The sequence below is a fragment of the Ruegeria sp. CDSC025 genome, from assembly GCF_059610805.1.
The window spans coordinates 278,584-304,875 of sequence record NZ_JBXWOJ010000004.1 but is presented as its reverse complement, the minus strand read 5'-3'; the positions used below and the strand labels follow the sequence as shown (position 1 = coordinate 304,875).

Genomic DNA, 26,292 nt, shown 5'->3' with positions numbered 1-26,292 from the left:
ATATGCGGACAATGGCGGTGGCTGCGATTGAGACCGAAAAATTCCTTGAGATCATTGAGGTGGAGCTAGATGGATCACAGGCTGGCGAAGCCCTGATAGAGATCTATGCGACGGGGACTGTAGCTATTACCAACCCGGCCGAGGCCGAAATTGACTGAACCGGTTTCGCGTCGGATAGGGCGGGATAGGCCCAACGCTATTCAAAGATTACGACCTGTTGGCGCGGTTCAGATCATTAGTGTCTGCCCTATGCATGCACCTAAGTAGATCCATGCGGTTGTTGAATTCTGGCAAGGAAAGTTACCGACTTCATCTTTACTGAAGTTAATTAAAGCTAATTGAGTTTGACTGATATCGCCCTGTAGCTGCATTCTGCTCTGAATCGGAATTGCCGAATTTGGAGCCAGACGTGACCACTTCTGAACCTGATCGCGTCGTTTCAGTCGGCGAGCAATGCTCGGCTGCCAGATGTGAACCGTCGGTAATCCTTGAATGTGCCGCTACCGGAGACGTAGCGCTAACCGCCACGCTGCATGAGAAAATCGGCACGTGTGTTCGAACCAAAGGCCTGTCGGGTTCATGGTAAAAAGCCAACTAACCTGTGCGGAAAAATAATGAAAAAGTGACAACTGGGAGGAACCTTATGTCATTACCTGAACCATTTACGGATCTAGAGATAGAAACGGCGGATGCCGGTTTCTATGAGAATTACAGCGTACCGATTGCGCTGATCAGCAAGGGCATCATGGTTGCCCTTGTACTGTGGGCGCTTGTCTTCCCGGCCAATGCCAACAGCACCCTCGGTAGCTGGAATGGCAAGCTGCTGGAAATCTTCAACAGCTTCTACATTGTTATTGTCGGCCTGTTTGCCATCTTTCTGGTGATTGTGGCGATCCTGCCGTCGACAGGGAAGCGGGTGATGGGAACACCTGGCGAAAAGCCCGAGTTCTCGAACTTCTCGTGGTTCTCGATGATGTTTGGTGCCGGTCTTGGTGTTGGTTTGATGGTTTTTGCTACGGCTGAACCGCTGGGCCTGTGGGGATCAAACCCCGAGGTCGTGTCCGGTGCAGTTGCTGGCAACGATCCCGAATCCGTTCAGTCGGCCTATCGGTATACCTTCCTGCACTATGGCTTCCACGCCTGGGCAATCTATGTGGTGACTGGCCTGTCGCTGGCCTATTACGCCTATACCCGTGACATGCCTCTGACCATCCGTGCGGCTCTGACCCCGCTGTTCGGTCGTTTGATGAACGGATTCCTTGGCCATGTGGTCGACGTTCTGGGCGTTGTTGCAACGATCCTGGGTGTGTCCGTGACCATCGGTTTTGGCGTCAGCCAGTTCATCGACGGTTTCTATGCCATCACCGGCATGGAATGGATCATGGACTTTGGCGGAGATGTTCCGACGCCAAGCAAAGTTGGACTGATTGCAGGTCTGGTCGTCATCATGGGTCTGTCGATTATTTCGGCGGTTTCGGGTGTGGGACGCGGTGTTAAATACCTCTCGAACCTGAACCTTGTCCTGTCGATCATCCTGTTGGGCACGTTCGTGATCTTCGGGTCCTTCGTCTTTGCCATGACCACATATGGTACGGCCCTGGTTGACTACCTTCTGCACTTCCTTTCGCTGAGCTTTGGTGCATATGGTCCGTTGTCGACCGAAGCCTTTGCGGCGGCTCTTCCGGCCGAAGCGCAGGCGCATGCGGACGCCCTGATGGGTGGCGCTACCAATGCCTGGGGCAGCTTTGACGGCTTCAAGAGCGGTCTGGAAGGCGCAGCTGCGGAGTTGGACGAAGCAACTTTGGCCGCAGCTTATGCAGCGGGCGAGCAGGGCCGTCAATTCGGCTGGCAGTCTGGCTGGACCACGTTCTACTGGGCCTGGTGGATTGCGTTCTCGCCGTTTGTGGGCCTGTTCCTGGCGCGTATCTCCAAAGGTCGCTCCGTGCGTGAGTTCATTCTGGGCTGTGTCTTCGCACCGGCACTGGTGTGCTTCGCCTGGATGACAGTACTGGGTGGCACCGCGATTGATCTGGAGCTGGCCGGTGCCGCAGAAGGCGCGATCATTGGTGCCTCGAACACCAACAAGCTGTTCGTGACCCTGTCCTACATGATCGACGGAGGGCTACTGTCCATGCTGAACGTCATGTGCGTGATCCTGATCATGACCTTCCTGGTGACCTCAGCTGACTCGGGCATTCTGGTGATGAACACCATCATGTCCGGCGGCAGCCAGGAGACCGGCATCAAGCACCGCATCATCTGGGGGGTGATCCTGACGGCTGTGATCGGCGCGCTGATCCTTGCTGCAGGGGAAAACAACCCGATGGATGCGTTGCGCAACGCGATGATCATCGGTGCATTGCCATTTACCATGGTGATGGCCCTGATGATGGTCTCGCTGACCAAAGCGCTTTACCGCGACGGACAGCGTGACAAGCATGCTGACGCAAGCACACAGGCTGCCGAGTAATCAACCTATAGCGTTACGAACCTTGCGCCGCCCCTTTGATCGGGGGCGGCGTTTTCGTGCAGCGGTGGGTTAAGTTCTGACCAGTGTTTCGTGCCAGACGTCAGACAGGCAGCATATTTGCAGAAGCAGCACAAATGCTACTGCGCGCACATGGTATGCCAGATCGGTGGTGATGCCTGGGCCATAATCCGCCTCTTCGCTGCAATCAGAGACGAACATTACCCGTTGCACGAGCTAGACTTGCGGCATTGTCAGTGCTGTCTCGAAGAACTGGTACGAATTGATCTCGTACAGTTTGGACGAAAAATTGCTATCGGAATTGGAATCGGCACCTAAAGAACGGTGCTGCCGCTTATGTGAATCCGGCGATTCAGACCTCGGTCAGGTGCTTTCTGACAGTTGGATCAATCCTATTACTTTGAATTGGGTAAATGCCACAAGCTGCGATCGCCTCGCGCGCAGTTACGCGTTCGTGCAGACGTTTCCAGATTGTTTTGGCTGCGTATGGATGGGGGTATGGGCGCCAAGCAACGCCCATGGTCATCCCTCGCAAATACTTCAGTTGCTGGCGATGCGCCGAGTACAAGATTGTATTGGAAACGCTGCCTTCGCGCGCGAGCTCGTGTTCGGTCACGAATATCCTGTTCCCGCGCATAGTTACAAAGCCAGCGTAGCGCGAAATCTGATGCATGCTCTTGTCTGGAGACGTGGCAATTTCACGGGACCGGATCGTGATTAGCCCTTCAACTTCCTGAATGCGGATCAATGAACAGAAGATTTTTCCTTCCCAAGATGGCGTGCAGAAATAGGAATGATAAAAACCTATGTAGCGCCTCAGGTTCTTCTGTTGCCCCCGGAAGGGTTCCAAAAACGCATCTGTGGGCGTTTTCCCAACTTGTGGCAGGACGCCTCTTAGCATTCGTTCGAAGCTTGCAGTTTCCTCGAAAAGCTGTGCTTCGGTCAGGTCGAAATGACGTGCAATGCGGCGCATGTTATGGGCAGAGGGCAGGCTGGAGCCATTCAAATAGCGATTGAATTGCTGTCTATTGACGCCGATTTCGCGGCAAATCTGCGAAATGTTTCCATGCTCTGCGCACAACGATCGTAAGTTGGCAGAAAAATACTCGGGCACAAGAAAAACCTTTCGCGTTTTGACGCTATATCACTGCAAGCTGCGTCAACTCGCATAAGATTGCACAATTTGATTTATCTGCAAATCGGTTTCTTCTTCAGCATCAGATCGTAACAGACAAGCTTCAGATGCCAATCGAAACAATCGAAAACACATGGATCACACTCGCCGATGGGCGACGGCTTGCGGCGCGCCTCTGGTTGCCCGAGACAGGCCCCACACCGGCCATTCTGGAATATCTGCCATATCGCAAACGTGACGGCACCGCGCCCAGAGACGAAACAACACACACGGTTTTTGCAAAGGCGGGCTATGCCTGTATTCGGGTCGACATAGCTGGCACCGGGGACAGCGAAGGGCAATTCGACGACGAATACTCGGAACAGGAACTGCATGATGGTGAGCAAGTCATAGCCTGGATTGCCGCGCAGGATTGGTGTGACGGCAATGTCGGGATGATTGGGATATCTTGGGGCGGGTTTAATGGTCTGCAGCTGGCCTTCAGGCAACCACCTGCACTGAAAGCCATCGTCAGTGTCGCTTCGACTGTGGATCGATATGCCGATGACATCCATTTCATGGGTGGGTGCCTGCTGAGTGACAACATGAATTGGGGCAGTCAGATGTTTGCCTATCTGACGCGCCCAGCAGATCCAGAGCTTCGAGCAGATTGGCGACAGGACTGGCTTGCCCGACTGCAAAACGTCCCATTCTCTTCTGCAGATTGGCTGCGACATCAGACGCGCGACCCATATTGGAAGCACGGCTCAGTTTGCGAGGATTGGACCGCGATCCAAACCCCTGTCTTGGCGATTACAGGCTGGGCAGATGCTTACGTCAATTCGCCTCCGGCTTTGGCAGCCAACCTGACGGCGCCAACCAAAGCTATCATTGGGCCGTGGGAACACCGCTATCCGCACATCTCAAAGCTTGATCCCGCAGATTTTCATTCCGAAGTCGTTGGATGGTTTGACCGCTGGCTGAAGGGACAACAAAACGGCGCCGAGGATTTGCCTGCCTATCGGACTTACATGCAGGAACACTTCAATCCGACTGCGCAAAACGGTCCTCGGAAAGGTCGTTGGATTGCAGAGACGGCATGGCCGTCACCTCATGTCTCAGAACGGGTCTGGCATCTGGTTCCTGGAGGGTTTTCGCGGGACCCGGTGGTTGGTGCGGTCGCTGTCGCATCGCCTTGCTATGTTGGTGAAGACAGCGGGTATTTTTGCGCGGGCATGCGTATCGACAATGAACTTGCAGGGGATCAGGCCGGTGATGATGCCTTATCGGTCTGTTTTGACAGCTCGCAGCTGCAAGCACCGCTCGAGCTGCTGGGTCGGGCAAAGCTAAAGTTTCAGTTTTCAGTGGATCAGCCTGTTGCCCAGCTTGTCGCGCGACTGTGTGATGTTTCACCCGAAGGTGTGTCACAGCGGATCAGCTATCGTCCGTTGAACCTGTGTCACTACCACAGTCATGAGACGCCGCAGGTCCTGCAACCAGGTGAGCTCTACGAGGCTGAAATCACGCTGAACGAATGTGCGCACCATTTGCGCGAGGGCCACGTTTTGCGACTGGCGTTGTCGACGTCTTATTGGCCGATTGTCTGGCCAGCACCTCAATCGGCCACGGTAACTTTACACTTGCTGAATTGTGCTCTGCATCTGCCGGTGCGCGAAGTTGCGCATGAAATTCAAGCCTCTGAACCCGGCCCGGCGCAGGCGTATCCGGTTCTGGCAGCTGAGCAGTTGCGTTTACCTTCAGCGCAATCAGAACGCACGGTGACGGAAAGCGGTTGCGTGGTTCTGGAGACGTTTGATGACTATGGTAAAACGCGCGATCCCTACCACGATCTGATTGTTGGCAGCGACGTACGCATGCTTTACCGCATTCACCCCGATGATCCGAAAACCGCGTATTTCGAGACCGCTTGGAGTTTTTCGTTCGAGCGCGAAGAATGGCAGGTCGCCATCACGACCGAGTGCCGCATGAGCTGTGACACCGAGAATTTCTATCTCTACCGCAAACTACGCGCCACCGAAGGCGCACATGAAATCGAAGTCCTAACAAGGGAATGGTCCGAAACCGTTCCACGCGGACTTCTCTGACTTAATCTAAGGGAGGATACTATGAAGATCGAATGGACAAAGGCCAATGTTGGTCGCCGGAGGTTTCTGAAAGGCGCAACAGCGCTAGGGGCCGCTACAGCGCTTCCGATGGGGTGGGCGAACCGCGCGTTTGCAGCAGATGACGGTGTTCTGCGGGTGCGGGCTTATGGTGATGCACAGAACATGGATCCAGCACATTCCGTTGGTGTCGTTGAAGAAGAAGTGCATGCCTCCATCTACAACAAGCTGATCCAATACAAGCCGGGCGAGGAATGGGGTTGGCAAATGGATGCGGCAACTATGATCGAGCAGGTTGACCCGACCCATATCAAGTTCGCATTGCGTGACGATATTGGATTCACCAACGGATTTGGCGCGATGACTGCTGAAGACGTCAAATTCAGCATGGAACGGATCGTGGAAGACACGACCGACAGTCCGAATAAGCCCGACCTAGGGCCATTCAGCCATGTTGAAGTGACAGGAGACCGTGAAGGGACAATCGTTCTGAACAGCCCGTTTGCCCCGATCTGGTCGATTGCCCTGCCGTATATTACTGGAAACATCGTCTCGAAGGCAGCGGTCGAAGCCGCCGGTGGCCGGATCGGTGCTGATCCGGTTGCGGAATCCGGCCCGTATCTGCGAGACAGTTGGTCGCCCAAAGAAAAGACCGTTCTAAAGCGCAACCCTGACTGGAAAGGGGATGCCCCCGCTTGGGATACCGTCGAGATCTATCCGATCGATGATGAAAACACCGCCGAGATTGCGTTCGAGGCAGGCGAGTTGGACGTAACTCGCGTGTCGCTGGGCTCGGTTGAGCGGTATCGCGCCGGGGTTCCCAATGGTGGGTCGCTGGTTGAGAAACCTTCGCTCTACTACGTCTGGATGGGCATGAACGTCGAGCATCCGAAGCTGCAAAATCAGAAACTGCGGCAGGCGATTCAGCACGCAGTGGATGTTCCGAGCATCCTGGAGGCAGCATATTTTGGATCTGCTGAACCGGCTACCGGCATCATCGCACCGGGCCTTGCTGGCCATCGGCCATCTTCGCTTGTACCACCTGAGGCGAACTTCGAGAAAGCCGCGCAGTTGCTCGCGGAATCCGGTGAAACCAATGTCACGCTAACCCTCGATACGTTGAACAAGACGACCTTTACAACAACTGCACAGATTATTCAGGCGACGCTGGCGCAGATCGGAATTACGGTTGAGGTTAACGTTCTGGAATCCGGGGCATTCTGGGCGTCTGGTGACAATGAGAACCTACAGCTTGTTCTGAACCGTTTCTCGATGACGCCTGATCCGTATTATGCGACGTCGTGGTTCACACCAGAACAGATCGGAAAATGGAACTGGGAACGGTTTAACAGCCCGGAATTTAACGAAATCCATGAATCTGCGGCTGCTGAAACGGACATCGCAAAGCGAGCAGAAATGTATCAGCGTGCGCAGGATCTGATGGAAGAAAGCGGTGCTTATCGCTTTATCACTCACGAGGCGACACCGGTTATTCACAGCGCACGCGTCATTCCAGCGCTGCGGCCAGATGGCCTGTCCCTGCTTCGCTATTTTGGCAAGGCGACCTGATCTCCCCAGGTCGACCGGGTGCGGCGGGTGCGTAACGCTCGCCGTACCAACACCAACGCCATCAAGCCAAAAGGAGCCAGTTGGCCATGCTGAAATTCGCAACCCGTCGCTTCGGGCTGTCGCTGCTTATCCTGTTCGTGGCGGTCACCGTCATGTTCCTGATGATCCGCGCCGTGCCAGGCGATCCGGTCCAAATCATGCTCGGCCCACGCGCCACGCCCGAGCTTCAGGCCCAACTCACAGTAGCGTTGGGGCTGGACCAGCCAATCTGGAAACAGCTTTTGATTTTTTACGGAAACCTCTTGCAGGGTGACTTAGGAACCGATGTCTTTTCGGGTCGTTCCGTGACTGACATCGTGTTCCAGCAACTACCATTCACATTGGAACTGATTTTCGCGTCGATCCTGTGGTCAGCTACGCTGGGCATCGCACTCGGCGCCTATGCGGCTGCGCATCCCAATACGTTGATCGACCGAGTTGCCGCCGCGATATCTGTCAGTTTTGTGGCCGCTCCGGCCTTTGTTGTCGCGCTCTTGGCTCTTTTGGTTTTTGCAGTGCATCTACAGTGGTTTCCCGCGATCGGTGCCGGGGAAGGCTTCCTTGACCGTCTTGACCATTTGGTCCTGCCCGCCTTTGCCATCGGGCTCAGTTGGGTTGGCTATATTGCCCGGTTGGTACGCGCGTCGATGCTGGAGGTTATGGGTGAAAGCCATGTCCGCACGGCCCGAGCCTTTGGTATCGCCGAACGTCGCGTGGTCATGGTGTACGCGCTGCGGATCGCCATTTTGCCCGTGGTTACCGTGATCGGTGTTGGGATGGGTTTTCTTCTCAGCTCGGCGGTTTTCGCTGAAATCGTCTTTGCCCGACCTGGTTTGGGCAAACTGGTCATCGACAGCATTACGACCCGAAACTACCCGATTGTGATGGGCTCTGTCCTAGTATCAACAGCTTTGTTCGTGGTGTCGACCGCATTGGCCGATCTGATCAATGCGCTGCTTGATCCACGCGCGCGCACGGCTCATTGAGGAGGCAGGCACATGGAAAAATCTCGTTCCGAAATGGGCCAGATCATAGTCGGCGTTGCGCGCGACCCGCTTGGTCTCATGGGCTTAATCATCGTCGGTGTCATCGTTTTCTGCGCAATCTTTGCGTATTGGATCGTACCCTATGATCCGATTGCGATGGATATCAAATCCCGCTTGCAGGGACCGTCTATGGCACACCTGCTGGGCACAGATCAGTTAGGGCGCGATACGTTTTCGCGGGTCATCGCGGGGGGCCAAGTTGCGCTCAAGGTGGCATTGCCCGCCGTGTTCGGAGCAATGGCGATTGGCCTGACACTGGGCATGATTGCAGGGTATGGGCCGAAATGGCTCGATAATCTTCTAATGCTTTTCTTCGATACCATCCGTTCCTTTCCGACAGTGATGTTCGCGCTGGCTGTTGTGGCCCTGATCGGGCCCAGTCTGCAGACGGTCGTGTTTGTCGTCATGGCGACCTCGATCCCAACCTATGGGCGTGTCGCGCGGACCCAAACGCTGACATTGCGCAATTCCGAATTCATCTTGGCCGAACGGTCGATGGGGGCCAGCATGGCGCGCATTCTGGGTGTGCATATGCTGCCCAACATCATTGGCGTTCTGGCTGTGTTGGCGGCAATGGATATCCCTACAGTCATCGCGCTTGAGGCCGGCCTGTCCTTCCTGGGTCTGGGCGTTAAGCCTCCGACCCCGAGCTGGGGTGCTTTGCTTAAGGATGGCTATTCCCTGATCCGCCAAACTCCTTGGTTGGTTGTTGGCGGAGGTCTGCCGATCATTCTGGCAACGCTTGGCTTCACGTTTCTGGGTGAAAGCCTGCGCGATGTAGTTGACCCGAAACTGAGGAAACAGCGATGACCGAGACACTTCTGGAAATCGACCAGCTTTGCGTCGATTACGAAACAGGCCGTGGCGACCTCAGGGCATTGAGGGACATCACATTCAACGTCAACAAAGGTGAAATCGTTGGCATCGTGGGAGAGTCCGGTTGTGGTAAATCCACATTGATTTCATCCATTCTGCGTTTGACCGCGCCCAATACCCGGTTCCGTGAAGGAGAAATTAGGTTCAAGGGGAAGGATTTGCTGCAAGCTTCTGATCGGCACATGCGGGACCTGCGCGGGGCGGATATATCCATCGTCTTTCAGGATCCGATGCAAACGCACAACCCGGTTCTGACTATCGGTCAGCAGATGCTGGATATTCAGCACCGATCCAGACAGTCCAAGGCTGACAAGTTGGCGCACGCGGCCAAAATGTTGGGCGCTGTTGGCATTCCTGACCCTGAGGCGCGTCTGGCGCAATATCCGCATGAATTCTCTGGCGGGATGCGTCAACGGATCGCCATCGCGATGGCGTTGATGTCCGAACCTGATCTTTTGATTGCGGATGAGCCGACAACTGCACTGGATGCGACACTGGAGGTGCAGATCATTGAGCGCCTGCAAGAGCTGCAGCGCGAGTTTCACTGTGCCATCCTGTTCATCTCGCACCATTTGGGCGTGATCGCAGAACTCTGCGACAGGGTTGTTGTGATGTATGCTGGCGCAGTTGTTGAAAGCGGGGACGTGCGGGAGATTTTTCACAATCCTAAACACCCTTACACACGCCGACTGATCGAATGCGACCCCGGTCACATCAAAGAGCGAGCCCGTGTATTGCCAACCATTCCCGGTGAAGTGCCCGACTTGGCCAACCTGCCGGGGGGCTGCATTTTCAGGGATCGTTGTGATCAGGCCATGGCGCGCTGCGCCACCGAAGTGCCGCCACTGGATCAGTTGAAAGAAGGCCATCACGCTGCGTGCTGGCTGAACCATCGGGAGGTCGCATCATGAGCTTGCTGAACGTTGTGGACCTCAATACCAGCTATGGCCCGGTCAATGTACTGGCGGGTGTCAGCTTTACCGTAGAACCCGGAGAGACTTACGCGCTGGTTGGTGAAAGTGGGTCTGGTAAAACCACGGTCATTCGCGCCATTGCCGGGCTAGCACCTGCGCAAGATGGCTCGGTCACCTTCGAAGGTCAGGAAATTCGGGGTGCACCCGAAAGTGTTATGCGCCCGTTGCGCAAAGACATGGCGATGATGTTTCAAGACCCGGTTGGAAGCCTGTCGCCGCGTCTGACCATCCGCAGTCTGATTACCGAGCCTTACCGCATTCAGGGCATGAAGGACCGTGACATGGACGCCGAAGCCAAGCGCCTGTTGGAAATGGTCAACTTGCCCACGCATTTCGCGGACCGCTATCCTTATCAGCTATCTGGTGGCCAAGCTCGGCGTGTGGGTGTGGCACGTGCACTGGCACTGGAACCCAAATTGATCCTTGCGGATGAGCCCACTGCAGGTCTCGATGTGTCGGTTCAGGGCGAGCTGCTGAACCTGCTCAACGACCTGCGCGAAAGGCTGGGGCTTGCGATGGTGATTATCACGCATAACCTTAGCGTCGTACGCCATGTGGCTGACAGAATGGGCATCATGTATTTGGGCCGATTGGTTGAAGAAGGTACAACCGAGGCCATCTTTAACGAGCCGCGCCATCCCTATACCCGCTGCCTGCTGAGTGCCAACCCAGAGCCGGACCCGGATGCGCGGTTGGAACGGATCGCTCTCAAAGGTGAGCCCCCCAGTTTGCTCAAACGTCCGTCCGGTTGTGAGTTCCGCGAGCGTTGTCCCTTTGCCAAGGATATCTGCACCCAGACTCCGGAATGGGAAGTAAATGGCGGCCACGGGCTGCGTTGTCTGGCCCCGCTGTCGTAGTAGGAAACCCGATGCCAAGCACACTATATTTTAACGGCACAATCCTGACTATGGATGCACAGAACTCCTCTCCCGAGGCTGTTCTGACCGAGGGCAAAAGAATTCAGGCCGTCGGTGCTGAAGCAGATCTGCGCGCACGCATGCCGGCTGACTCACATGAGTATAACCTTCAAGGTCGTACACTGATGCCGGCGTTTATCGACCCGCACGGGCATTTCCCGGATCCAGGGTTCATACGGCTGTTCCGTGTCGACTTATCGTCGCCCCCTTTAGGGGACTGCAAGCACATGGCGCAGGCGTTGAACAGGATTCGGGAAAAGGCTGGCGAGACGCCCGAGGGTGAATGGGTCATGGGGGTGTTGTTTGATAATACTGCCATTCGCGAAGGCCGCATGCCTACGCGGGCTGAGCTGGACGATGTATCACAGCGTCATCCAATCTGGGTTATTCATGCGTCGGGGCACTGTGGCGTAGCCAATTCTGTTGCCCTTCAGAGGCGCGGGTTAAACTGTCAAACACCTGATCCAGAAGGCGGCCGCTTTGGCCGTGATCCTGAAACCGGAGCCCTGACGGGATTGATCGAAGGATTATCGGCCATGGGCGAGATGGGCGATACTGATTTCCTGATTGACCGCGAAAGGTTCTGGCAAGGCTTTGAGGCCTGTCGTGACGAATACCTATCCTATGGTGTGACCTATGCCCAAAACGCCTGGGCGTCGCAAACCATGTTGGAACACTTTGCCAGCCAGCCCGCGGATCTGGATCCTGGAATAGACATTGAGCTCTTACCTGTCGGAAGTCTGGAACCCGAATTGTCCGAGCATTGGATCGGTACGAACTGGCCCGGCAACCCGCATTTCACACTGGGTCCGCGCAAATTGTTCACGGACGGGGCTTTTCAGTTGCAGACCGCGTTTTTGTCTACCCCGTATTTCAAGCCATCCGATCCCTGTCACCCTTGTGGGATGGTTTACACCTCACAAGAACAGCTAGATGCCGACGTCAGAAAACTCCATAGCAAGGGCTTGCAAATGCATTGCCACTGCAATGGTGATGCCGGTGCCGAGATGTTCATAGATGCGGTGGAAAAGGCGCTTATTGCGCATCCCCGCCCAGATCATCGCCACACCATTATCCACGGACAGGCTCTGCGGGATGATCAGTTGGAGCGTATGGTCCAGCTTGGACTTACCGTCAGCTTTTTTCCGGCTCATATACATTTTTGGGGTGATCGCCACTACGATACGTTCTTGGGGCCGCAGCGCTCCGAGCGGATATCCCCTGCGGCGTCTGCTGAGCGGTTTGGCTTGCGATATACAATCCACAATGATGCCTCGGTCACTCCGACGCGTCCGATTCATCTTGCCCACTGTGCGGTAAATCGAAAATCCGTTTCTGGCCGCGTGCTCGGTGAAGATCAGAAGATCAGCGTTCTGTCAGCCTTACGCGCTCAGACCATCGACGCTGCTTGGCAAGTCTTCAAGGACGAGCAGCGCGGTTCTGTCGAACCGGGTAAAGTTGCTGACTTTGTTGTCCTTTCGCGTAATCCACTGCACGATCCGGACCGTCTGACAGATACGCGGGTGCTTGAAACGATCCGCAATGGCCAAAGTGTTTTTTCTGCACCCCATGCCGAACAAGAAATCGAGCACACATGATGGCGACCAAGCGTATTGCGATCGCGGGTTTTCAGCATGAAACTAATTGCTTTGGTGTGACGCAGGCCGGTCTGCACGAGTTTGAGATGGCCGATTCCTGGCCCAGCATGTTGCACGGTGCGCAGGTGATATCGGAAACGTTTGGCATGAACCTACCTATCGCCGGTTTTGCGAAGGCTGCAGCGGCAGCAGGATTTGAAGTCGCACCAACCCTGTGGTGTTCTGCCGAGCCGTCTGCACATGTAACCGATCACGCATTCGAAACAATTTGCGAGATGTTGTTGGATCGCATCCGGGTTGTGGGTGACATTGATGGCGTTTATCTCGATCTCCATGGGGCAATGGTCACCGAAAGCTTCGCTGACGGTGAGGGAGAGCTTCTGCGTCGTGTACGTGAAGTTGTGGGCTTCGAAGTGCCAGTGGTCGCAAGTTTGGACCTTCACGCCAACATCTCGGCTGAGATGGTCGACAATGCAGACTATTTGTCTGTTTTTAGAACCTATCCCCACTTGGATATGGCGGAAACGGGCGCACGATGCGTTCCTGTCCTGCAGCGGTTGCTAGCGGGCGAAACGCTCTACAAGGCTTTCCAACCGGTGCCTTACCTCATCCCTCTGCATGCGCAACATACGGGCTCCAAGCCATTCAGCGAGATCTATCAATTGCCGAAAAGATTTGAGAAGCAGGAAATTCTGGCAGAAATCGCCCTTGGCTTCACCGCTGCGGACTTCTCAGACACAGGCCCATCATGTCTTGCCTACGCGGCCACAGCCCAGAAAGCTGCTGCTGCCGCGGAAGAAGTCGTGCATTTGTTCGTATCTCGCGAAGCCGATCTTGATTGTTCAATGTTGTCTCTAGAGGAAACGGTTTCGATATGTCGCGAGAGGCGGGGAAAACCCATTGTTGTCGCAGATGTCCAGGACAACGCTGGTGCGGGCGGGACATCAGATACTACTGGCCTGCTGGCAGCACTGATTGAGGGCGGGACAAAGAGTGTCTTAATGGGTCTGTTCCATGACCCTGAAAGTGCAAAACAAGCCCATGAGGCAGGAGAAGGTGCACGGGTAAAACTTGCGGTCGGTGCAAAGTCCAACTTGGCTGGGCACGTTCCAGTCAAAGCAGAGTTTGAAGTTCTGGCTTTGGGTGATGGCCTTTGTCGCTATACCGGAAAAATGTATGGCGGTGGGATAGCTACGCTGGGCGAGACAGCTGCCCTACGTTTGGTTGGGCACGAGGCAAGTATTGACCTTGTTGTCACAAGTATACGGAACCAATGTCTTGATCGCGCACATTTTACTCATATCGGACTAGACCCAAAGAACTACGCGGTTATCTGTGTAAAAAGCACCGTACATTTCCGAGCGGACTTCGAACCTATTGCAGGAAATATCTGTTCCGTTTCTTCGCCAGGTGCCTTTCTCTGCAACCTGGAAGAAATCCCCTACACTTGTATCTCCAGAAGGCTGGTTAACACTCGCTGCGCTACCGTTGCCTCAACTGGCACAGGCTAGCGAATTCCGCTGATCTTGCGGGTCCATTATCATCTGTGAAGCGCGCCTTTTGCGGGCTGTGTGGGGTTTTGAGCGAGGCAGTTAACTGCCTCGCATTGTGCCCTTATTCTCGACGGCCAAATTCTAGGAGGTGATTTCGGCCAAGAGAATTTCAGCTCTCTGCCAGCAGACAATAGATAATCATCGTCATCCGCTCGGTTAGAATGTGAAACCAGGCGAACTTCTCAAAGACGGATAACGGATTTTGCGCCAGGACTTCATCCATGAACATGCCCTGATCGACGAGGGGTTTCATCGTGTCCTTGATCGCAAGCATCAAATCGACCGAAGCCTGCATGTCGAACTTGTTATGTACGTGTATCTTCGCGACCTAAACCCATCTCCTTGATCCGGCTGTCTGGATGTAGACTCCGTTCCTAGTGAGGATGTTTCGATCAGAGCCTGCGGATTTCCGATCAGATCACGGGCAATTTCAAAGACCGCATGGTACTTTCCTTTTCAACATAAGTTCCATTTCTTTCCCGCGCAGGGTATGTCAGGCCTGACCCAGCGAACCTGGTTCGTGAAAATGATAGAGGTCGTGAAGCAAACTATGGTCGGTGAATTGAGTTCCGAGCAGGCCGTGCGCGGCGCGATCCAGACGCATTCGAGGCGCGTCTGGCGGTTTGGGCTTGCCCTGTCGGGTGCTTCCGAAGTGGCCGATGATCTGTTGCAGGCTACTTGCCTGCGTGCGCTTGAACGCCACCACCAGGTCACGTCATTTGAGCGGTTGGACAGTTGGTTGATGACGATCTGCCGTTCAATCTGGTTGAATGAGCTGCGTGCCCGCTCGGTCCGAAAAGCGCAGGCACTGTCGTTGACCCCAGAGTCAGAGCTGATTGCATCCGGACCGGACTCGGAAACGAATATATTCGCCGCCGAAGTGTTTACCCAAGTGATGCAGTTGCCAGAAGCACAGCGAGAAACGGTGATGCTGGTCTATGTCGAAGGCTATAGCTACCGCGAGGCCGCAGCATTGCTGGAGGTGCCAATAGGAACGATCATGAGCAGGCTGTCCAATGCGCGACAAAAACTGAAAGTCGTGATGCAGCATGAGGCGGCAGATGCCGTTCGACGGAGTCGCAAATGAAGTTTTCCGATGAAGTTCTCAAAGCGTACCTGGAAGGCAAAGCGAATGAAGCCGAGGCTCAGGCGATAGAAGCTGCGGTTGCGGCCGAACCCGAGCTTGAGGCGCGCCTGATGGAGCTTGATCCATTCGCACCGGTGGTACAAGCGGTGTTTGAACATGTCCCGGCCGAGATGCCCCAGGTGGTTTTGCCTGACCCAAATGCCGAGATAAAAACCAGTGGCGGTCCTCTGCGCCTGTTGGCAGTAGCTGCATCTGTCGCGGTGATTTCTGTGTCGGCCACATATTGGGTAACCAGGCCTCAGCCCATGGGGTGGGCTGAGCAGGCGGCGATCTATCAATCACTATATGCGGCGGACACGATCGCGGGGATGGACAGCTCGGAACAGGCGTTGACAACTCAGTTTGATCAGGCCGAGGCACAGCTGGGTCTGTCCTTGAGACGTGACACTCTTGAGGCGTTGCCGGGGATGGAATTGAAGCGTGCGCAGGTGTTGTCCTTCAGGGGCAAACCGTTGGTTCAAGTGGTCTTTGCGAATGAACAGGGCCAGCCTTTTGCCTTCTGTGTCATTCGTCAGGGTGAAGGCGCGCCAAGCAAGGATTTGAAAGAGGCAGTGCTCAGCGGGTTGGCGACGGCGACCTGGTCCAAAGACGGTTATGGCTATATGTTGATTGGTGACAGCGATCAGACTGACCTGGAAAGTAAGCTGGATATTCTAACCGCGACCTTTGCAAGCTGAGGTCGCGTCAAAAACGCCTTGTGAACCTGCGGAAATACCAGAAATATAGAGGACATGACCACCACACCCGTCATTCCCGATCCGGATGAGGACGAGGACCCCCTCGGCCCGCGCAGCATCTATGATGATGACGACGCTGATGAGGATGATCTGTGGTTCCTGCCACCTGACGAAGAGGCTGTCGAGGATTTCCTGCCGCCCGGTCCAAGGGTCGACCGCAGTCTTTTGTTTGATCTCAGGGACTGGCGTGCGGCGCAGGCAGATCTGTCGTTGGAACTGGCCGACCTGGCAGTTAGTTTCGGCGCCTTGGACGAACGTTTGCGCGCCGGCCCGGATGGGTGGACACACCGGCTGGCGCTGATGGATGTATCCAATTTGGGATGGTGGACCGGAGACCGGATCAGCGTTGATCGGCTGGCGCTTTGGACCGGGCTTCGGATTGGTGCAACCGGGGATGATGTGCAGGCCCTGTACCGCGCGGGTTGGGCCGTACGGCGGCTAACATCCGGCGCCGCGCCATCGGATGGCGGGTGGGAGACCGGCCTGACAGCCTTTTTAGATCGTATTGCGCAGGGGATTGACGAAGTCCCCGAAGCCATCGCCGATCTTGCCGAAGTCATGCGCAATTCCGAGGGGCTGCACCCGGTGACGCAGGCCGCCATCGGTTTTCATGCCTGGCGGGCCCTGTCTCAAGGCATCGGACAGGATACCGAGGCTGCAATCATTGCCGCCCGTCATGCGGCCAAGATGGGGCGGGGCGGGGCTGTGTTCATGCCCTTGGTTCTGTCGGGTCCGGGTGCGTTGAGAGGTGTTGGTGAACCATCAGAAAAGCTTGCTGCCTGGATCAGGGGAACAGGGCAGGCGGTATTGTCCGCCTTGCTGCACCTGGACCGGGTCAGCGCCTGGGAGCAGCGCGCCAGAGAGACCACTGCAGAGTTGAGCGGGCGCACACCACCAAGACTGATCGACGTGTTTACGGCCTGGCCAATGGTTTCGGCCCCATTGGCGGAAGAGCTGACTAAAGCCTCACGCGCTGCGGTTCAGCGCAACATTGACCGTTTCAGCCGGAGGGGCTTGATCCGCGAGGTGACAGGGCAGGGACGTTACAGAGTTTGGACAGCGGCGCTGTAGTCCAAACAGGGCCATCAGACCAAAATGCCCGGTCTGCCGCATTGAATACCAGCTTCCGCAGGTTTTTGCCTGTGCAGATGTGAATGCCCATCCCATTTTTGCCCCCGCATTACTGGCTAGTGGGAACAGGTCTGAGGGCGGCAAAGTGTTTGGCCGGGTCGTATATATGTCAAAAGTGGTTCTTAAATCAAAAGTTTAACTCGCAATTTGTGAAAACTATTCTTGGTTGACGGTGTGGATGGCAAGCCACCTCAGGAGCAGTACTCCTTCGAAGGGTCCGGGCAGTGCTGTTGTCGAACAAACCATCATTTTAAATTGGGCTGCTGAAACATTGTCCGGCCTATTGCCGTCAGCAGAGGATCGGCTAGAGGTAGGTGAACGTGTTATTGGCGAAGGTATGGATCCGCCATCCGATCTGGAGGATTTGGCACAGGTCGAATAGTGACCGAGAATGCCCCGCTCCGCGACCCGCCGCCAATTCCGAGGCATGCCGATGCACCGTCTGAAAAAAGGCCTGACCAAATGAAGATCCAGGAAAACCGAACCTTTTCACAGCTCGAGGTCGGAGACGAAGCCCAGCTGACACGATTGTGCACGGTTGACGATCTTTACGCCTTCGCCTCGGCATCGGGGGATCACAATCCTCTGCATCTGGCGGCCTATGATGGTGACGGCGACGGCCACCCCGAGGCGGTGGCCCCTGCGCTTTGGCCCGCCGGTCTGGTGGCTGCCGTCTTGGGGAATATTTTGCCGGGTGCGGGAACCCAGACCCGAGCGGCCAATCTACGGTTTCACGCGATCGTTCTGGCCGGAGATGAGTTGACCGCAGTTGTTCGGGTTACAGAAAAATCCGACGATGGTGATGTTATCTGCACCGCCGAGGTTCGGCGTGTTGGCGACAGCACCCTGGTCCTGAGCGGAGATGTCCGAGTCACGCCGCCCGCAAAGCATATGGAATTCGATTCGATCGAGGTGCCGGGACTTATCGTTCAACGCCACCGCCATTTCGAAGCGTTACTGGCGAAAGCCAGACCCCTTGACCCGATGCCAACTGCTGTTGTTGCACCTGAAGAGCCAAACTCATTGGGGGGTGCTTTGCTGGGGTATAGCAACAGCATTATCACGCCGATCCTTGTGGGTGATCCCGGCAAAATCGCTGCCGCAGCCGAGGCACTGGGTGCCGATCTGTCCGGATTTGAAATTATCGAGGCCTATGGCCACCAAGCCGCCGCCCATCGCGCGGTTGACCTGGTGGTTGAGGGCAGGGCGCAAACACTGATGAAGGGGCATTTGCACACCGATGACCTGTTGCGCGCGGTTCTGCGCCGCGAAAACGGGTTGAGAACCGGGCGAAGGCTGTCACATATATTCGTTATGGATGTTCCCGGGATGTCGCGTCCGATCATGGTCACTGACGCGGCCGTGAATATTGCCCCTGACCTCGAAACCAAGGCTGATATTGTTCAGAATGCGATCCATCTGGCACATTCCATCGGGATTGAGACCCCAAAGGTAGGCGTGCTTTCAGCCATTGAGACGATCAACCCGCGCATGGCGTCGTCAGTTGATGCCGCCTTGCTGTCGAAGATGGCCGAACGGGGTCAGATCACAGGAGGGTTGGTTGACGGCCCCCTGGCTATGGACAACGCGGTCGATCTGAATGCGGCACGCACCAAAGGGATTACGTCCGAGGTGGCTGGTGCAGCGGACATTCTTGTCGCCCCAAACATAGAAGCAGGCAATATGGTGGCAAAACAACTGACATTCATCTCTCATGCCGAGGCGGCAGGGATCGTGGTCGGGGCTGCGGCTCCGATTATCCTGACCTCGCGTTCGGATGATGACGACTCGCGTCTGGCGTCCTGCGCGGTGGCGGCGCTTCATGCATATGCAAGTAAAGGCAAACTCCATGGCTGACCATGTTCTGGCACTGAACGCCGGGTCCTCATCACTGAAATTCGCGCTGTACGAACTGGTTGACGACAACCGTCCCAGCATGCGGTGGCGCGGACAAATAGAACGTTTAGGTGATGCACCACGCCTATTGGCCCAGTCGGCAGGCGGCAGATCAGTAGATCGTCCCCTGTCGAGCACCAAAAGCCATGATGAAGCAATCCACGCATTTCTTGAAATGGCGCGGGAATATCTTCCTGACATTCATGTGCGCGCGATAGGTCATCGCGTAGTGCATGGGGGCACGGTCTATTCCGAGCCTGTGCGCGTGGATGACACCGTCATCAACACTTTAGAAGGGTTTATTCCCTTTGCTCCTTTGCATCAGCCCTACAGTCTTGCGGGTATTCGCGCAGCCAGCGCTGCCTTCCCCGGAACAACTCAGGTTGCCTGTTTTGACACGGCGTTTCATCGCACCCATCCGTGGGTAAACGACACCTTTGCCTTGCCGAAAAGCTACTATGACAAAGGCGTTCGCCGCTATGGGTTCCATGGGCTGAGCTATGACTACATTTCGAACAAGCTGAAAAAAACGGCACCGGGTCTGTATGATGGCCGTGTGGTTATCGCCCATCTTGGAAACGGGGCATCCATGTGCGCGGTTTCAGGTGGGCGCGCTGTGGCTTCGACCATGGGGTTCTCGGCGCTTGACGGGTTGCCGATGGGCACGCGCTGCGGTCAGCTGGATCCAGGTGTCGTGCTGTATATGCTGCAGCAGGACGGAATGACCGCAGAAGAGATTGCCGAAATGTTGTACAGAAAATCCGGCCTGCTGGGCCTGTCGGGGATATCATCGGATATGCGCACGTTGCTGGCCGCTGATACGCCCGAAGCCCGAAAGGCAATCGACTATTACGTCTTCCGTATTCGGCGAGAGCTTGGCGCCCTGTCCGCTGCACTTGAAGGGATTGATGCGCTTGTCTTCACCGGTGGCGTTGGTGAGAACGCTGCCCAGATCCGGCAGATGGTGTGTGATGGAATGCGATGGATCGGGATTGAAATGGATCACGCCAGGAATGCCGATGGTGGAACAGTCCTGTCCACGGATTTCAGCCGTGTCCGGATTCTGACGATCCCCACAAATGAGGAGATGGTGATCGCGCGGGCTGCGGTGAATTTTCTGGAATAGGTCTTATTCGTTCGGCGTTTCTTTCCGGCGCCGGGCGTATTTCAGCAGCATGCTCAGCAAGGTCGTGATGGCTTCGGGCGCCAGTACGCCAACCGGGTCGCGGCGAATTCCGGCTACGGTGTTTTGGACCTCGGCCAGGGAATCCCTGATTTCAGATTCAATGTCTTGCAGCGCCATATCCCGAAGTTCGACTGCGGCCGAGGCATCGCCGTGTTGGTTTATCGAATTGGCGAGCAGAACCAGAATCAAAGCAAGTACCAGATTGGTCCCCGCCACAAGTATCGCAGCAACGGGCTTCGACAGGATCGCGGAAAGCCAGAAAAATCCGGCGAGATTCAGCATGATGATCGCCAGGCCCACCGCCACTCCGGCGGCTATGTAAAACCCGGCCCGTTTCACGGAGATCGCAAGCTGTGCGCGTGCGATCAAGCGTTCAGCGCGCAAAATGACTGAGACATTGCGGGATATGCGGCTCATGGGCGTCTCCTAGCGTGACCGGCCAAGCATGTAGCCTAGGGCAAAAATACCAGCGGCAAACAGAATTGATTTTCTGTGCGGCAGATCTTCGAATTCCTCAAGTATATCGTCAAGCTGTGTGGACCAGGATTCGAGGTTATCTGTAAGCCGGTCGGCGATGGTTTCGCGCGGCGGGGCGTCAGCCCCTTTATCTGGCGAAGCGTTTTTTGCCGGTGGCTGCTCGGCAAGCTGCCGTCGCAACTCTGCGATCTCTGCTTCAAGCTCGGCTTTTGTCACCATTGCTCAGGCTCCTTCCCGGCAGACCACTATCTGCGTGCCAGTATCGCCCATGGTAGACTGATTTTCCGATTTAGTAAAAGGGGCTTATCGGGTTCAAAGCCGGTGCCAGCGCGCCTATGCGCCAATGTCAATAATCCGCAACCAGCAGGAAATCCGGGATGGCGTCTTCCTCGATTGTCGCAAAGCGAGGGATCGGCTGTTCGAAGACGTTGTCGGTTCGGTCGTCATTGACGGTAGACACTTCGCCAATCAAACAATCGCCTTTTTCCGCCCAGAACGCGTGCCAGATACCCGGCATCAAGGTCACGCTTTGACCGGGCTTTAGCCGCAGCAGTTCGCCAGGTTGAAGCGTCACAGGGCAGTTGTCGCTAGGCACGGTCACAGGGGTATCGCGGTCAATGCCGCCCTGAGGGTCTGAGGCGTAGATTTCCATCACCAGATCGCCACCGCCCCGGTTGATGATATCCTCGGCTTTGACGATGTGCCGGTGCATCGGCGAAAGCTGCTTGTCCCGCGACACCAGCAGTTTCTCGGCATAGAGCATGCCTTGCCCCTTGTTCAGATCGCTGACATCGCCATTGCGTAGGGTGAACAGGAACAGGCCAAGTTCGTCAAACCGACCCTGGCCATAGTCGGTTATGTCCCACCCAAGCCCGCGTTCACGGATACCGGCGGCCTGTTCGCTGCGCATTTTCTCGGGCGACCAATCCGCAAAGGGCGGCAGCACCGCGCCAAAGGAACGGATAAAGGCCTCGGCCTCGGGTTTGATTTCGTTGATTTCGGAACGTTTCATCGGCTTCTTCGTTGGGTCAGAGTTCATGGGCCCAGGGCGGGTTTGCCCCGGCGCGCGCGACAGTTACAGCGGCGACTTCCGCCCCTTTCGAAAGGGCTACGCGCAGGGCGTTTGCTGGCAATGTGCGCAATTCGGATTTTGTTAAGTGGCCTGATTGATCTAGGGCGGACAAGACGCCTGCGTTGAAAGTGTCACCGGCGCCAACGGTGTCGACGACCTCGACCTTTTTTACGGGAACAGAAACGTCGGACCCGTCTGCAAGATACCCGATCGCGCCTTCGCTGCCCCGGGTGACGATCACCACCGAAGGTCCTGCCTGCAGCAACAGCGGAACTTTTTCAGCAAGGCTTTCTGGGCCCGGAATGATCCAGTTCAGATCTTCGTCCGAGACCTTGACGATATCCGCTTGCGCAATCATGCGGTTCAGCCGGGTGCGATACCGGGTCTGATCCCGGATGAAATCCGGGCGAATGTTTGGGTCCAACATGACGGCGCGCTCTGATCCAAAGCGGTCAAGCACCGCCGCATAGGCATCTGCGCAAGGCTCGCATGCCAGACTGATCCCGCCCAGATACAGCGCCGAGACCGAGGGCAGATGGGTTGGCATATCCTCTGGCGTCAACATCCGTCCGGCCGAGTTTTCATCGACGAAACTGTAGGCTGCCTGCCCATCCTTGAGCTGTACAAATGCCAATGTAGTCGGGCGGTCCGAATGGATTACCCGGTCGGAGTCAACATGGCTGGCCTTGAGGGCGGCCATAAGCTGTTGCCCGAACATGTCAGAGGAAAGCCCGGTCAGCAGACCCACCGGCGTATCCAATCGACCCAGGGCAATAGCCGTGTTGAAAATCGCACCGCCAGAATGGGGCACAAACCCCAGTTCGCCCGAGATCGTGGGCGTCTCGATCATATCGATCAGGGCTTCACCACAGCATAGGATCATGCCGGGACCTTTCTGTTTCTGAAACGTGCGGTCAGACTACCGCCTTAGCGCATTTTTACAGAAATTGTTAGCGCCAACAATGCCAAATTCATCCTGTTCCGAGACATACAGGTTCATGGATCGGCGCAACTCGCTGAACCGGCCTCCGGCATTAAAGGCGTCTCGGAAGGCGTCCTTGAACAGCCAGCGGTTCTTTTCGGCCACGCCACCCACAAGGAACACGCCACCGGCAGGCATCATGACGACCGCCAGATCGCCCATGACCGCGCCTAGATGTGTGGTGAACATATGCGCGGCCTTGACGGCATGGGCATCGGTTCCGTCGCGTGCATCCTGAAGGATATCGCGCGCGGTTCGGGGCTCGGCCTTTGCCCGACCCCCTGCCAGTTCGATGGCCTGATAAAGGATCGGCAAACCCGTACCGCTGAGGAACATTTCCGCCTCAAGTGTCAGGGTGTCGTCAAAAAAACACTCGGGGGCCACCTGCCGCGCGGCGTTGAATATTTCGACCTCGTCCTGACTTCGGGGCGAGAGGCCGATATGGCCGCCTTCGCCGGACACCGTGTGATAGCGGCCATTCGAATATAGCAGCGATCCGACACCTAGCCCGGTTCCAGGCCCGACGACCAGACGAGTGCCGGTCGGCGGATGCTTGGCCCCTTGCAAGACTTCAACATTGTCATGGGAAATTTCGGCAACAGACCACGCAGCGGCAGTGAAGTCGTTGATCACAAAGGTATGTCGGGCGCCCGTTGCCCGGGCGATATCATCCTCTGACAGATCAAGTTGGGCGTTGGTCAGCCTGATTGTACCGTTGCGGACAGGTCCTGCCCCGGCGGCAACCACGGCCCGTGGGTCGGTTCCGATCTCGTCGCGCAGGCTATGAAAGGCCTCAAGCAATTCGGGCAGTTTGCCGGTGGGGTATTTGCGCAGGTCCGTCAGTTCACCATTGGTGATAACGCCAAGCCGCGTATTGGTGCCGCCGATATCGGCCACGAGGTTCCAATGGTCGTGCATGGCCCCAGCCGGTTGCGCCAGCGGTAAGGACACTGTGCTTCCCGTCAGGGCGTTTTGTACTGCGGTATAGGACGCCTTGGGTGTGCGCTCCATCGTCTGAAAGTCCACATCCACAAGGCCAAACCTCTTCTCATATCCCAGCGCCCATTCGTAATTGTCCAGCAGGGACCAGATGAAGTAGCCCTTGATCGGCACGCCCTGTGCCAAGGCGTCCTGTACCGCCGAAAGATGTTGGTTCAGATAGTCGATCCGGTCGCTATCCTGCTGCCGTTCGGGGCTGGCCATGCCATTTTCCGTCACCAGAATCGGCAGGTCCCCGGTGTAATCCTGCTTGGTGCGGGTCAGAAACCGGGTCAGGGCGGCGGGTTCGATCTCCCACCCCATCTGAGTTTTGGGCAGCGGTCCGGCGATTTCCTGCAGACTGGGCCAGGTGGTCTCCGAAGGCGCAATCAACTTGCGGGTATAGTAGTTCAGACCACACCAATCGACCGGCGTACCGATGATGTCGAAATCATCCTGCCAGCCAGCGGGCAGGTAGGGCTCTAACCCCTCCAGAACGTTGTCTGGATAGGCCTTGTTGAAAACGCCGCCCAGAAAGAACCGGTTGTAGATGCCGTCATACAGATCAGCCGCGCGGCGCGCTTCGGGGCTGTCATCTGCGGGTTCGGCCCATTCCAGGTTGAAAACCGCGCCCAGGTTGGACATGCCAAGGCCCCGCATCGCGTCGATGGCGCTGCCATGGGCCAGAAGGACGTGGTGCATCGCGCGGGCGGTTGCACGGATGTCGCGAAGACCCGGGGCGTGATGGCCTTCGAAATGGCTCAGCCAGCTGACGCACCACGGCTCATTTATGGGGGCGACGCTGTACATCCGATCGCCGATGCGGCCCATGATGACCTCGGTGAAATCGGCGAACCACCCGGCGATATCTCGATTGCGCCAGCCGCCCAGATCGGCCAGAAACGAAGGTAGTTCCCAATGGTAAAGCGTGGCGCAGGGGCGGATACCGCGTTCCAGCAGCGCATCGGCCAGCCGATCATAGTAATCCAGCCCGGCCTCATTCACCTGACCACGGCCTTCGGGCAGAACCCGCGCCCAGCTGGTTGAAAACCGGTAGCAATCAAAGCCGCCATCGCGCACCAGATCCAGATCCTGCGGGAACCGGTTCAGGTGGTCACAGGCCAGATCCCCGTTTTCATTTCGCACAACATTGCCGGGGGTCCTGGCAAAGGTATCCCAATGGGTTTGCCCGGCCCCTCCCTGTGCGTGGCCTTCGATCTGATAGGCCGAGGTTGCGACGCCAAAGAGGAAATCTTTGGGGAAATCAGTGCGGTTGTATTTCATATTCAGAACCTGTTGGGGGCGGGACCGGTCGAGCCGCCAACTACCAGCTCAGCCTCCAGCAATCTAGTTTTGGCCGGGTCTTCGGGCGCATTTATTCGTTCGATCAGCATTTCGGCAGCTATTTCACCGGCCAACCGAACCGAGGATCGCGTGGCGGTGAAGATCGGTACATCCTGCCCGTTTTTCAGATAGGACAGGTCGTCATCATGGGCGATCACCGAAACATCGCGGCCCATCTGCAGCCCTGCTTCGTTCAATGCCCGCCGAACTCCGATGGCCGAAATCATTGACGAAACCAGGATGGCGGTCGGAGGGTTCTTAAGTTGAGCCATATCGCGCGCTTCGTGGTGGCCATATACCTCTGTCATCTCGGCGCTGCGCATCAATTCAGGGTCCGGTGACAGACCGGCTTGATTCAGGGCCTGCAGGTAACCGGCCCGGCGGCGTTGGGCGAAATCCATATCTTCAAGTCCGTTGATAAGGGCGATCCGTCGATGCCCCAGGTCGATCAGAAACTGGGTGGCGCGCTTGAACGAGCTTTTGTTGTTCACATCAACCCAGTCATAGGGTGCGTCTATTCCAGTGGATCGTCCGTGCACAATGAAGGGCGCGCCCATGCGATTGAGGACTTCAATCCGCTGCTCGTTCACCTTGGGGCCCTGCAGAACGACACCGTCCACGGCACCACGCTGAAACAGGTCGCGATAGGCGCGTTCAATAGATGTGTCGTCGGCGCTAGTGAACATCATGTCATAGCCGTGTTCAGCATATCTACGAGCAGCCCCGGCGACAAAATCGCCAAAGATTGGGTTAACCATTTCATGCTGGGATGAGCTGGGAATCACGTGCCCGATCACGTGTGATCGACCTGTCGCAAGACCCTTGGCTCTGCTGTTCGGGCGGTACCCGTGTTTTGTTGCGGCGGCCTGAACCCTTGTGCGCGTGGCTTCGCTGACCTCGGGGTATCCGTTCAGCGCGCGGCTGACGGTTGTTTGAGACAAACCAAGGATTTCAGAGAGCTGCTTTAGGTTCATATTTGTTCAAAGCGCCTACAAATTACTGCGTATTCCTGTTTTTGCGGGCATTTTCGCTGGTGGTCAACAGA

Annotated in this window: 23 protein-coding genes and 1 pseudogene; 15 read left to right on the top strand and 9 right to left on the bottom strand. The window is 56.2% G+C overall.

The genetic code is table 11. The features are described 5' to 3' along the window. Positions 1 to 2 precede the first annotated feature (2 nt). On the top strand, positions 3 to 158 hold the full coding sequence (locus AC2FH8_RS08980) for a hypothetical protein (protein ID WP_281995035.1): 156 nt from the start codon (positions 3 to 5) through the stop codon (positions 156 to 158). A 485-nt stretch (positions 159 to 643) separates the two neighbouring features. Further along, positions 644 to 2,470, top strand: a complete 1,827-nt coding sequence (locus AC2FH8_RS08975) for a BCCT family transporter (RefSeq protein ID WP_496689449.1) — start codon at positions 644 to 646, stop codon at positions 2,468 to 2,470. 370 nt (positions 2,471 to 2,840) lie between these two features. On the opposite strand, the gene AC2FH8_RS08970 is transcribed toward AC2FH8_RS08975, so the two are convergent. After that, a complete protein-coding gene (locus AC2FH8_RS08970) occupies positions 2,841 to 3,602 on the bottom strand; it encodes a helix-turn-helix transcriptional regulator (protein ID WP_496689447.1) in 762 nt (253 codons plus the stop codon). Between the two features lie 128 nt (positions 3,603 to 3,730). Here AC2FH8_RS08970 and AC2FH8_RS08965 point away from each other — a divergent pair, with 128 nt between their 5' ends. The 8 genes from AC2FH8_RS08965 (at position 3,731) to AC2FH8_RS08930 (ending at position 14,255) form a co-directional block, all read left to right on the top strand. Then, positions 3,731 to 5,707, top strand: a complete 1,977-nt coding sequence (locus tag AC2FH8_RS08965) for a CocE/NonD family hydrolase (RefSeq protein WP_496689445.1) — start codon at positions 3,731 to 3,733, stop codon at positions 5,705 to 5,707. 21 nt (positions 5,708 to 5,728) lie between these two features. Next, positions 5,729 to 7,294 (top strand): ABC transporter substrate-binding protein, encoded by a 1,566-nt coding sequence (locus tag AC2FH8_RS08960; RefSeq protein ID WP_496689443.1) that lies wholly within the window; start codon positions 5,729 to 5,731, stop codon positions 7,292 to 7,294. Positions 7,295 to 7,380: 86 nt separating this feature from the next. Then, the gene (locus AC2FH8_RS08955; protein WP_271948705.1) at positions 7,381 to 8,319 is read left to right on the top strand and encodes an ABC transporter permease; all 939 of its coding nucleotides are present in this window, start codon (positions 7,381 to 7,383) and stop codon (positions 8,317 to 8,319) included. Between the two features lie 12 nt (positions 8,320 to 8,331). Continuing rightward, on the top strand, positions 8,332 to 9,189 hold the full coding sequence (locus AC2FH8_RS08950) for an ABC transporter permease (RefSeq protein ID WP_271948708.1): 858 nt from the start codon (positions 8,332 to 8,334) through the stop codon (positions 9,187 to 9,189). Then, positions 9,186 to 10,166: an ABC transporter ATP-binding protein gene (locus AC2FH8_RS08945; protein ID WP_496689440.1), complete on the top strand. Its 981-nt coding sequence runs from the start codon at positions 9,186 to 9,188 to the stop codon at positions 10,164 to 10,166. Before AC2FH8_RS08950 ends, AC2FH8_RS08945 begins: the two co-directional genes overlap by 4 nt. Further along, complete coding sequence (locus AC2FH8_RS08940) at positions 10,163 to 11,086, top strand: oligopeptide/dipeptide ABC transporter ATP-binding protein (RefSeq protein ID WP_142636099.1); 924 nt, start codon at positions 10,163 to 10,165, stop codon at positions 11,084 to 11,086. Before AC2FH8_RS08945 ends, AC2FH8_RS08940 begins: the two co-directional genes overlap by 4 nt. Positions 11,087 to 11,097: 11 nt before the next feature. Beyond that, the gene (locus AC2FH8_RS08935; protein ID WP_281995040.1) at positions 11,098 to 12,744 is read left to right on the top strand and encodes an amidohydrolase; all 1,647 of its coding nucleotides are present in this window, start codon (positions 11,098 to 11,100) and stop codon (positions 12,742 to 12,744) included. Beyond that, positions 12,741 to 14,255, top strand: a complete 1,515-nt coding sequence (locus AC2FH8_RS08930; RefSeq protein ID WP_281995041.1) for a M81 family metallopeptidase — start codon at positions 12,741 to 12,743, stop codon at positions 14,253 to 14,255. Before AC2FH8_RS08935 ends, AC2FH8_RS08930 begins: the two co-directional genes overlap by 4 nt. A 151-nt stretch (positions 14,256 to 14,406) precedes the next feature. Here the strand turns inward: AC2FH8_RS08930 and AC2FH8_RS08925 are convergent, their stop codons facing one another. Further along, a complete protein-coding gene (locus tag AC2FH8_RS08925) occupies positions 14,407 to 14,592 on the bottom strand; it encodes a hypothetical protein (protein ID WP_496689437.1) in 186 nt (61 codons plus the stop codon). Positions 14,593 to 14,787: 195 nt separating this feature from the next. Between AC2FH8_RS08925 and AC2FH8_RS08920 the strand changes: the two genes are divergently transcribed. The 5 genes from AC2FH8_RS08920 to AC2FH8_RS08900 all read left to right on the top strand — a co-directional run bounded on the left by AC2FH8_RS08920 (position 14,788) and on the right by AC2FH8_RS08900 (position 20,334). Continuing rightward, positions 14,788 to 15,384, top strand: a complete 597-nt coding sequence (locus AC2FH8_RS08920; protein ID WP_281972986.1) for an RNA polymerase sigma factor — start codon at positions 14,788 to 14,790, stop codon at positions 15,382 to 15,384. Then, on the top strand, positions 15,381 to 16,121 hold the full coding sequence (locus AC2FH8_RS08915) for a hypothetical protein (protein WP_282027170.1): 741 nt from the start codon (positions 15,381 to 15,383) through the stop codon (positions 16,119 to 16,121). Before AC2FH8_RS08920 ends, AC2FH8_RS08915 begins: the two co-directional genes overlap by 4 nt. Positions 16,122 to 16,175: 54 nt before the next feature. After that, entirely contained in the window at positions 16,176 to 17,252 is a 1,077-nt protein-coding gene (locus AC2FH8_RS08910; RefSeq protein WP_496689435.1) for a helix-turn-helix domain-containing protein, read from the top strand. Positions 17,253 to 17,774: 522 nt separating this feature from the next. Continuing rightward, on the top strand, positions 17,775 to 19,169 hold the full coding sequence (locus AC2FH8_RS08905; RefSeq protein WP_281972984.1) for a bifunctional enoyl-CoA hydratase/phosphate acetyltransferase: 1,395 nt from the start codon (positions 17,775 to 17,777) through the stop codon (positions 19,167 to 19,169). Beyond that, on the top strand, positions 19,162 to 20,334 hold the full coding sequence (locus AC2FH8_RS08900; RefSeq protein ID WP_496689433.1) for an acetate/propionate family kinase: 1,173 nt from the start codon (positions 19,162 to 19,164) through the stop codon (positions 20,332 to 20,334). Before AC2FH8_RS08905 ends, AC2FH8_RS08900 begins: the two co-directional genes overlap by 8 nt. 3 nt (positions 20,335 to 20,337) lie before the next feature. Here AC2FH8_RS08900 and AC2FH8_RS08895 read toward each other — a convergent pair whose 3' ends face one another. From AC2FH8_RS08895 to AC2FH8_RS08865, 7 genes and pseudogenes are all read right to left on the bottom strand, one after another. Next, a complete protein-coding gene (locus AC2FH8_RS08895; RefSeq protein ID WP_281972981.1) occupies positions 20,338 to 20,811 on the bottom strand; it encodes a hypothetical protein in 474 nt (157 codons plus the stop codon). Between the two features lie 9 nt (positions 20,812 to 20,820). Next, on the bottom strand, positions 20,821 to 21,090 hold the full coding sequence (locus tag AC2FH8_RS08890) for a hypothetical protein (protein WP_496677238.1): 270 nt from the start codon (positions 21,088 to 21,090) through the stop codon (positions 20,821 to 20,823). Positions 21,091 to 21,217: 127 nt separating this feature from the next. Further along, positions 21,218 to 21,883, bottom strand: a complete 666-nt coding sequence (locus tag AC2FH8_RS08885; protein WP_496689431.1) for a D-lyxose/D-mannose family sugar isomerase — start codon at positions 21,881 to 21,883, stop codon at positions 21,218 to 21,220. A gap of 16 nt (positions 21,884 to 21,899) precedes the next feature. Further along, on the bottom strand, positions 21,900 to 22,826 hold the full coding sequence (locus tag AC2FH8_RS08880) for a carbohydrate kinase family protein (protein ID WP_142636120.1): 927 nt from the start codon (positions 22,824 to 22,826) through the stop codon (positions 21,900 to 21,902). Positions 22,827 to 22,862: 36 nt separating this feature from the next. Then, a complete protein-coding gene (locus AC2FH8_RS08875) occupies positions 22,863 to 23,843 on the bottom strand; it encodes a glucokinase (protein ID WP_496689483.1) in 981 nt (326 codons plus the stop codon). 39 nt (positions 23,844 to 23,882) lie between these two features. After that, a pseudogene (locus tag AC2FH8_RS08870) lies at positions 23,883 to 25,187 on the bottom strand (GH1 family beta-glucosidase); the annotation flags it as partial. A gap of 2 nt (positions 25,188 to 25,189) precedes the next feature. Beyond that, a complete protein-coding gene (locus AC2FH8_RS08865) occupies positions 25,190 to 26,221 on the bottom strand; it encodes a LacI family DNA-binding transcriptional regulator (RefSeq protein ID WP_271948730.1) in 1,032 nt (343 codons plus the stop codon). Positions 26,222 to 26,292: the final 71 nt, after the last annotated feature.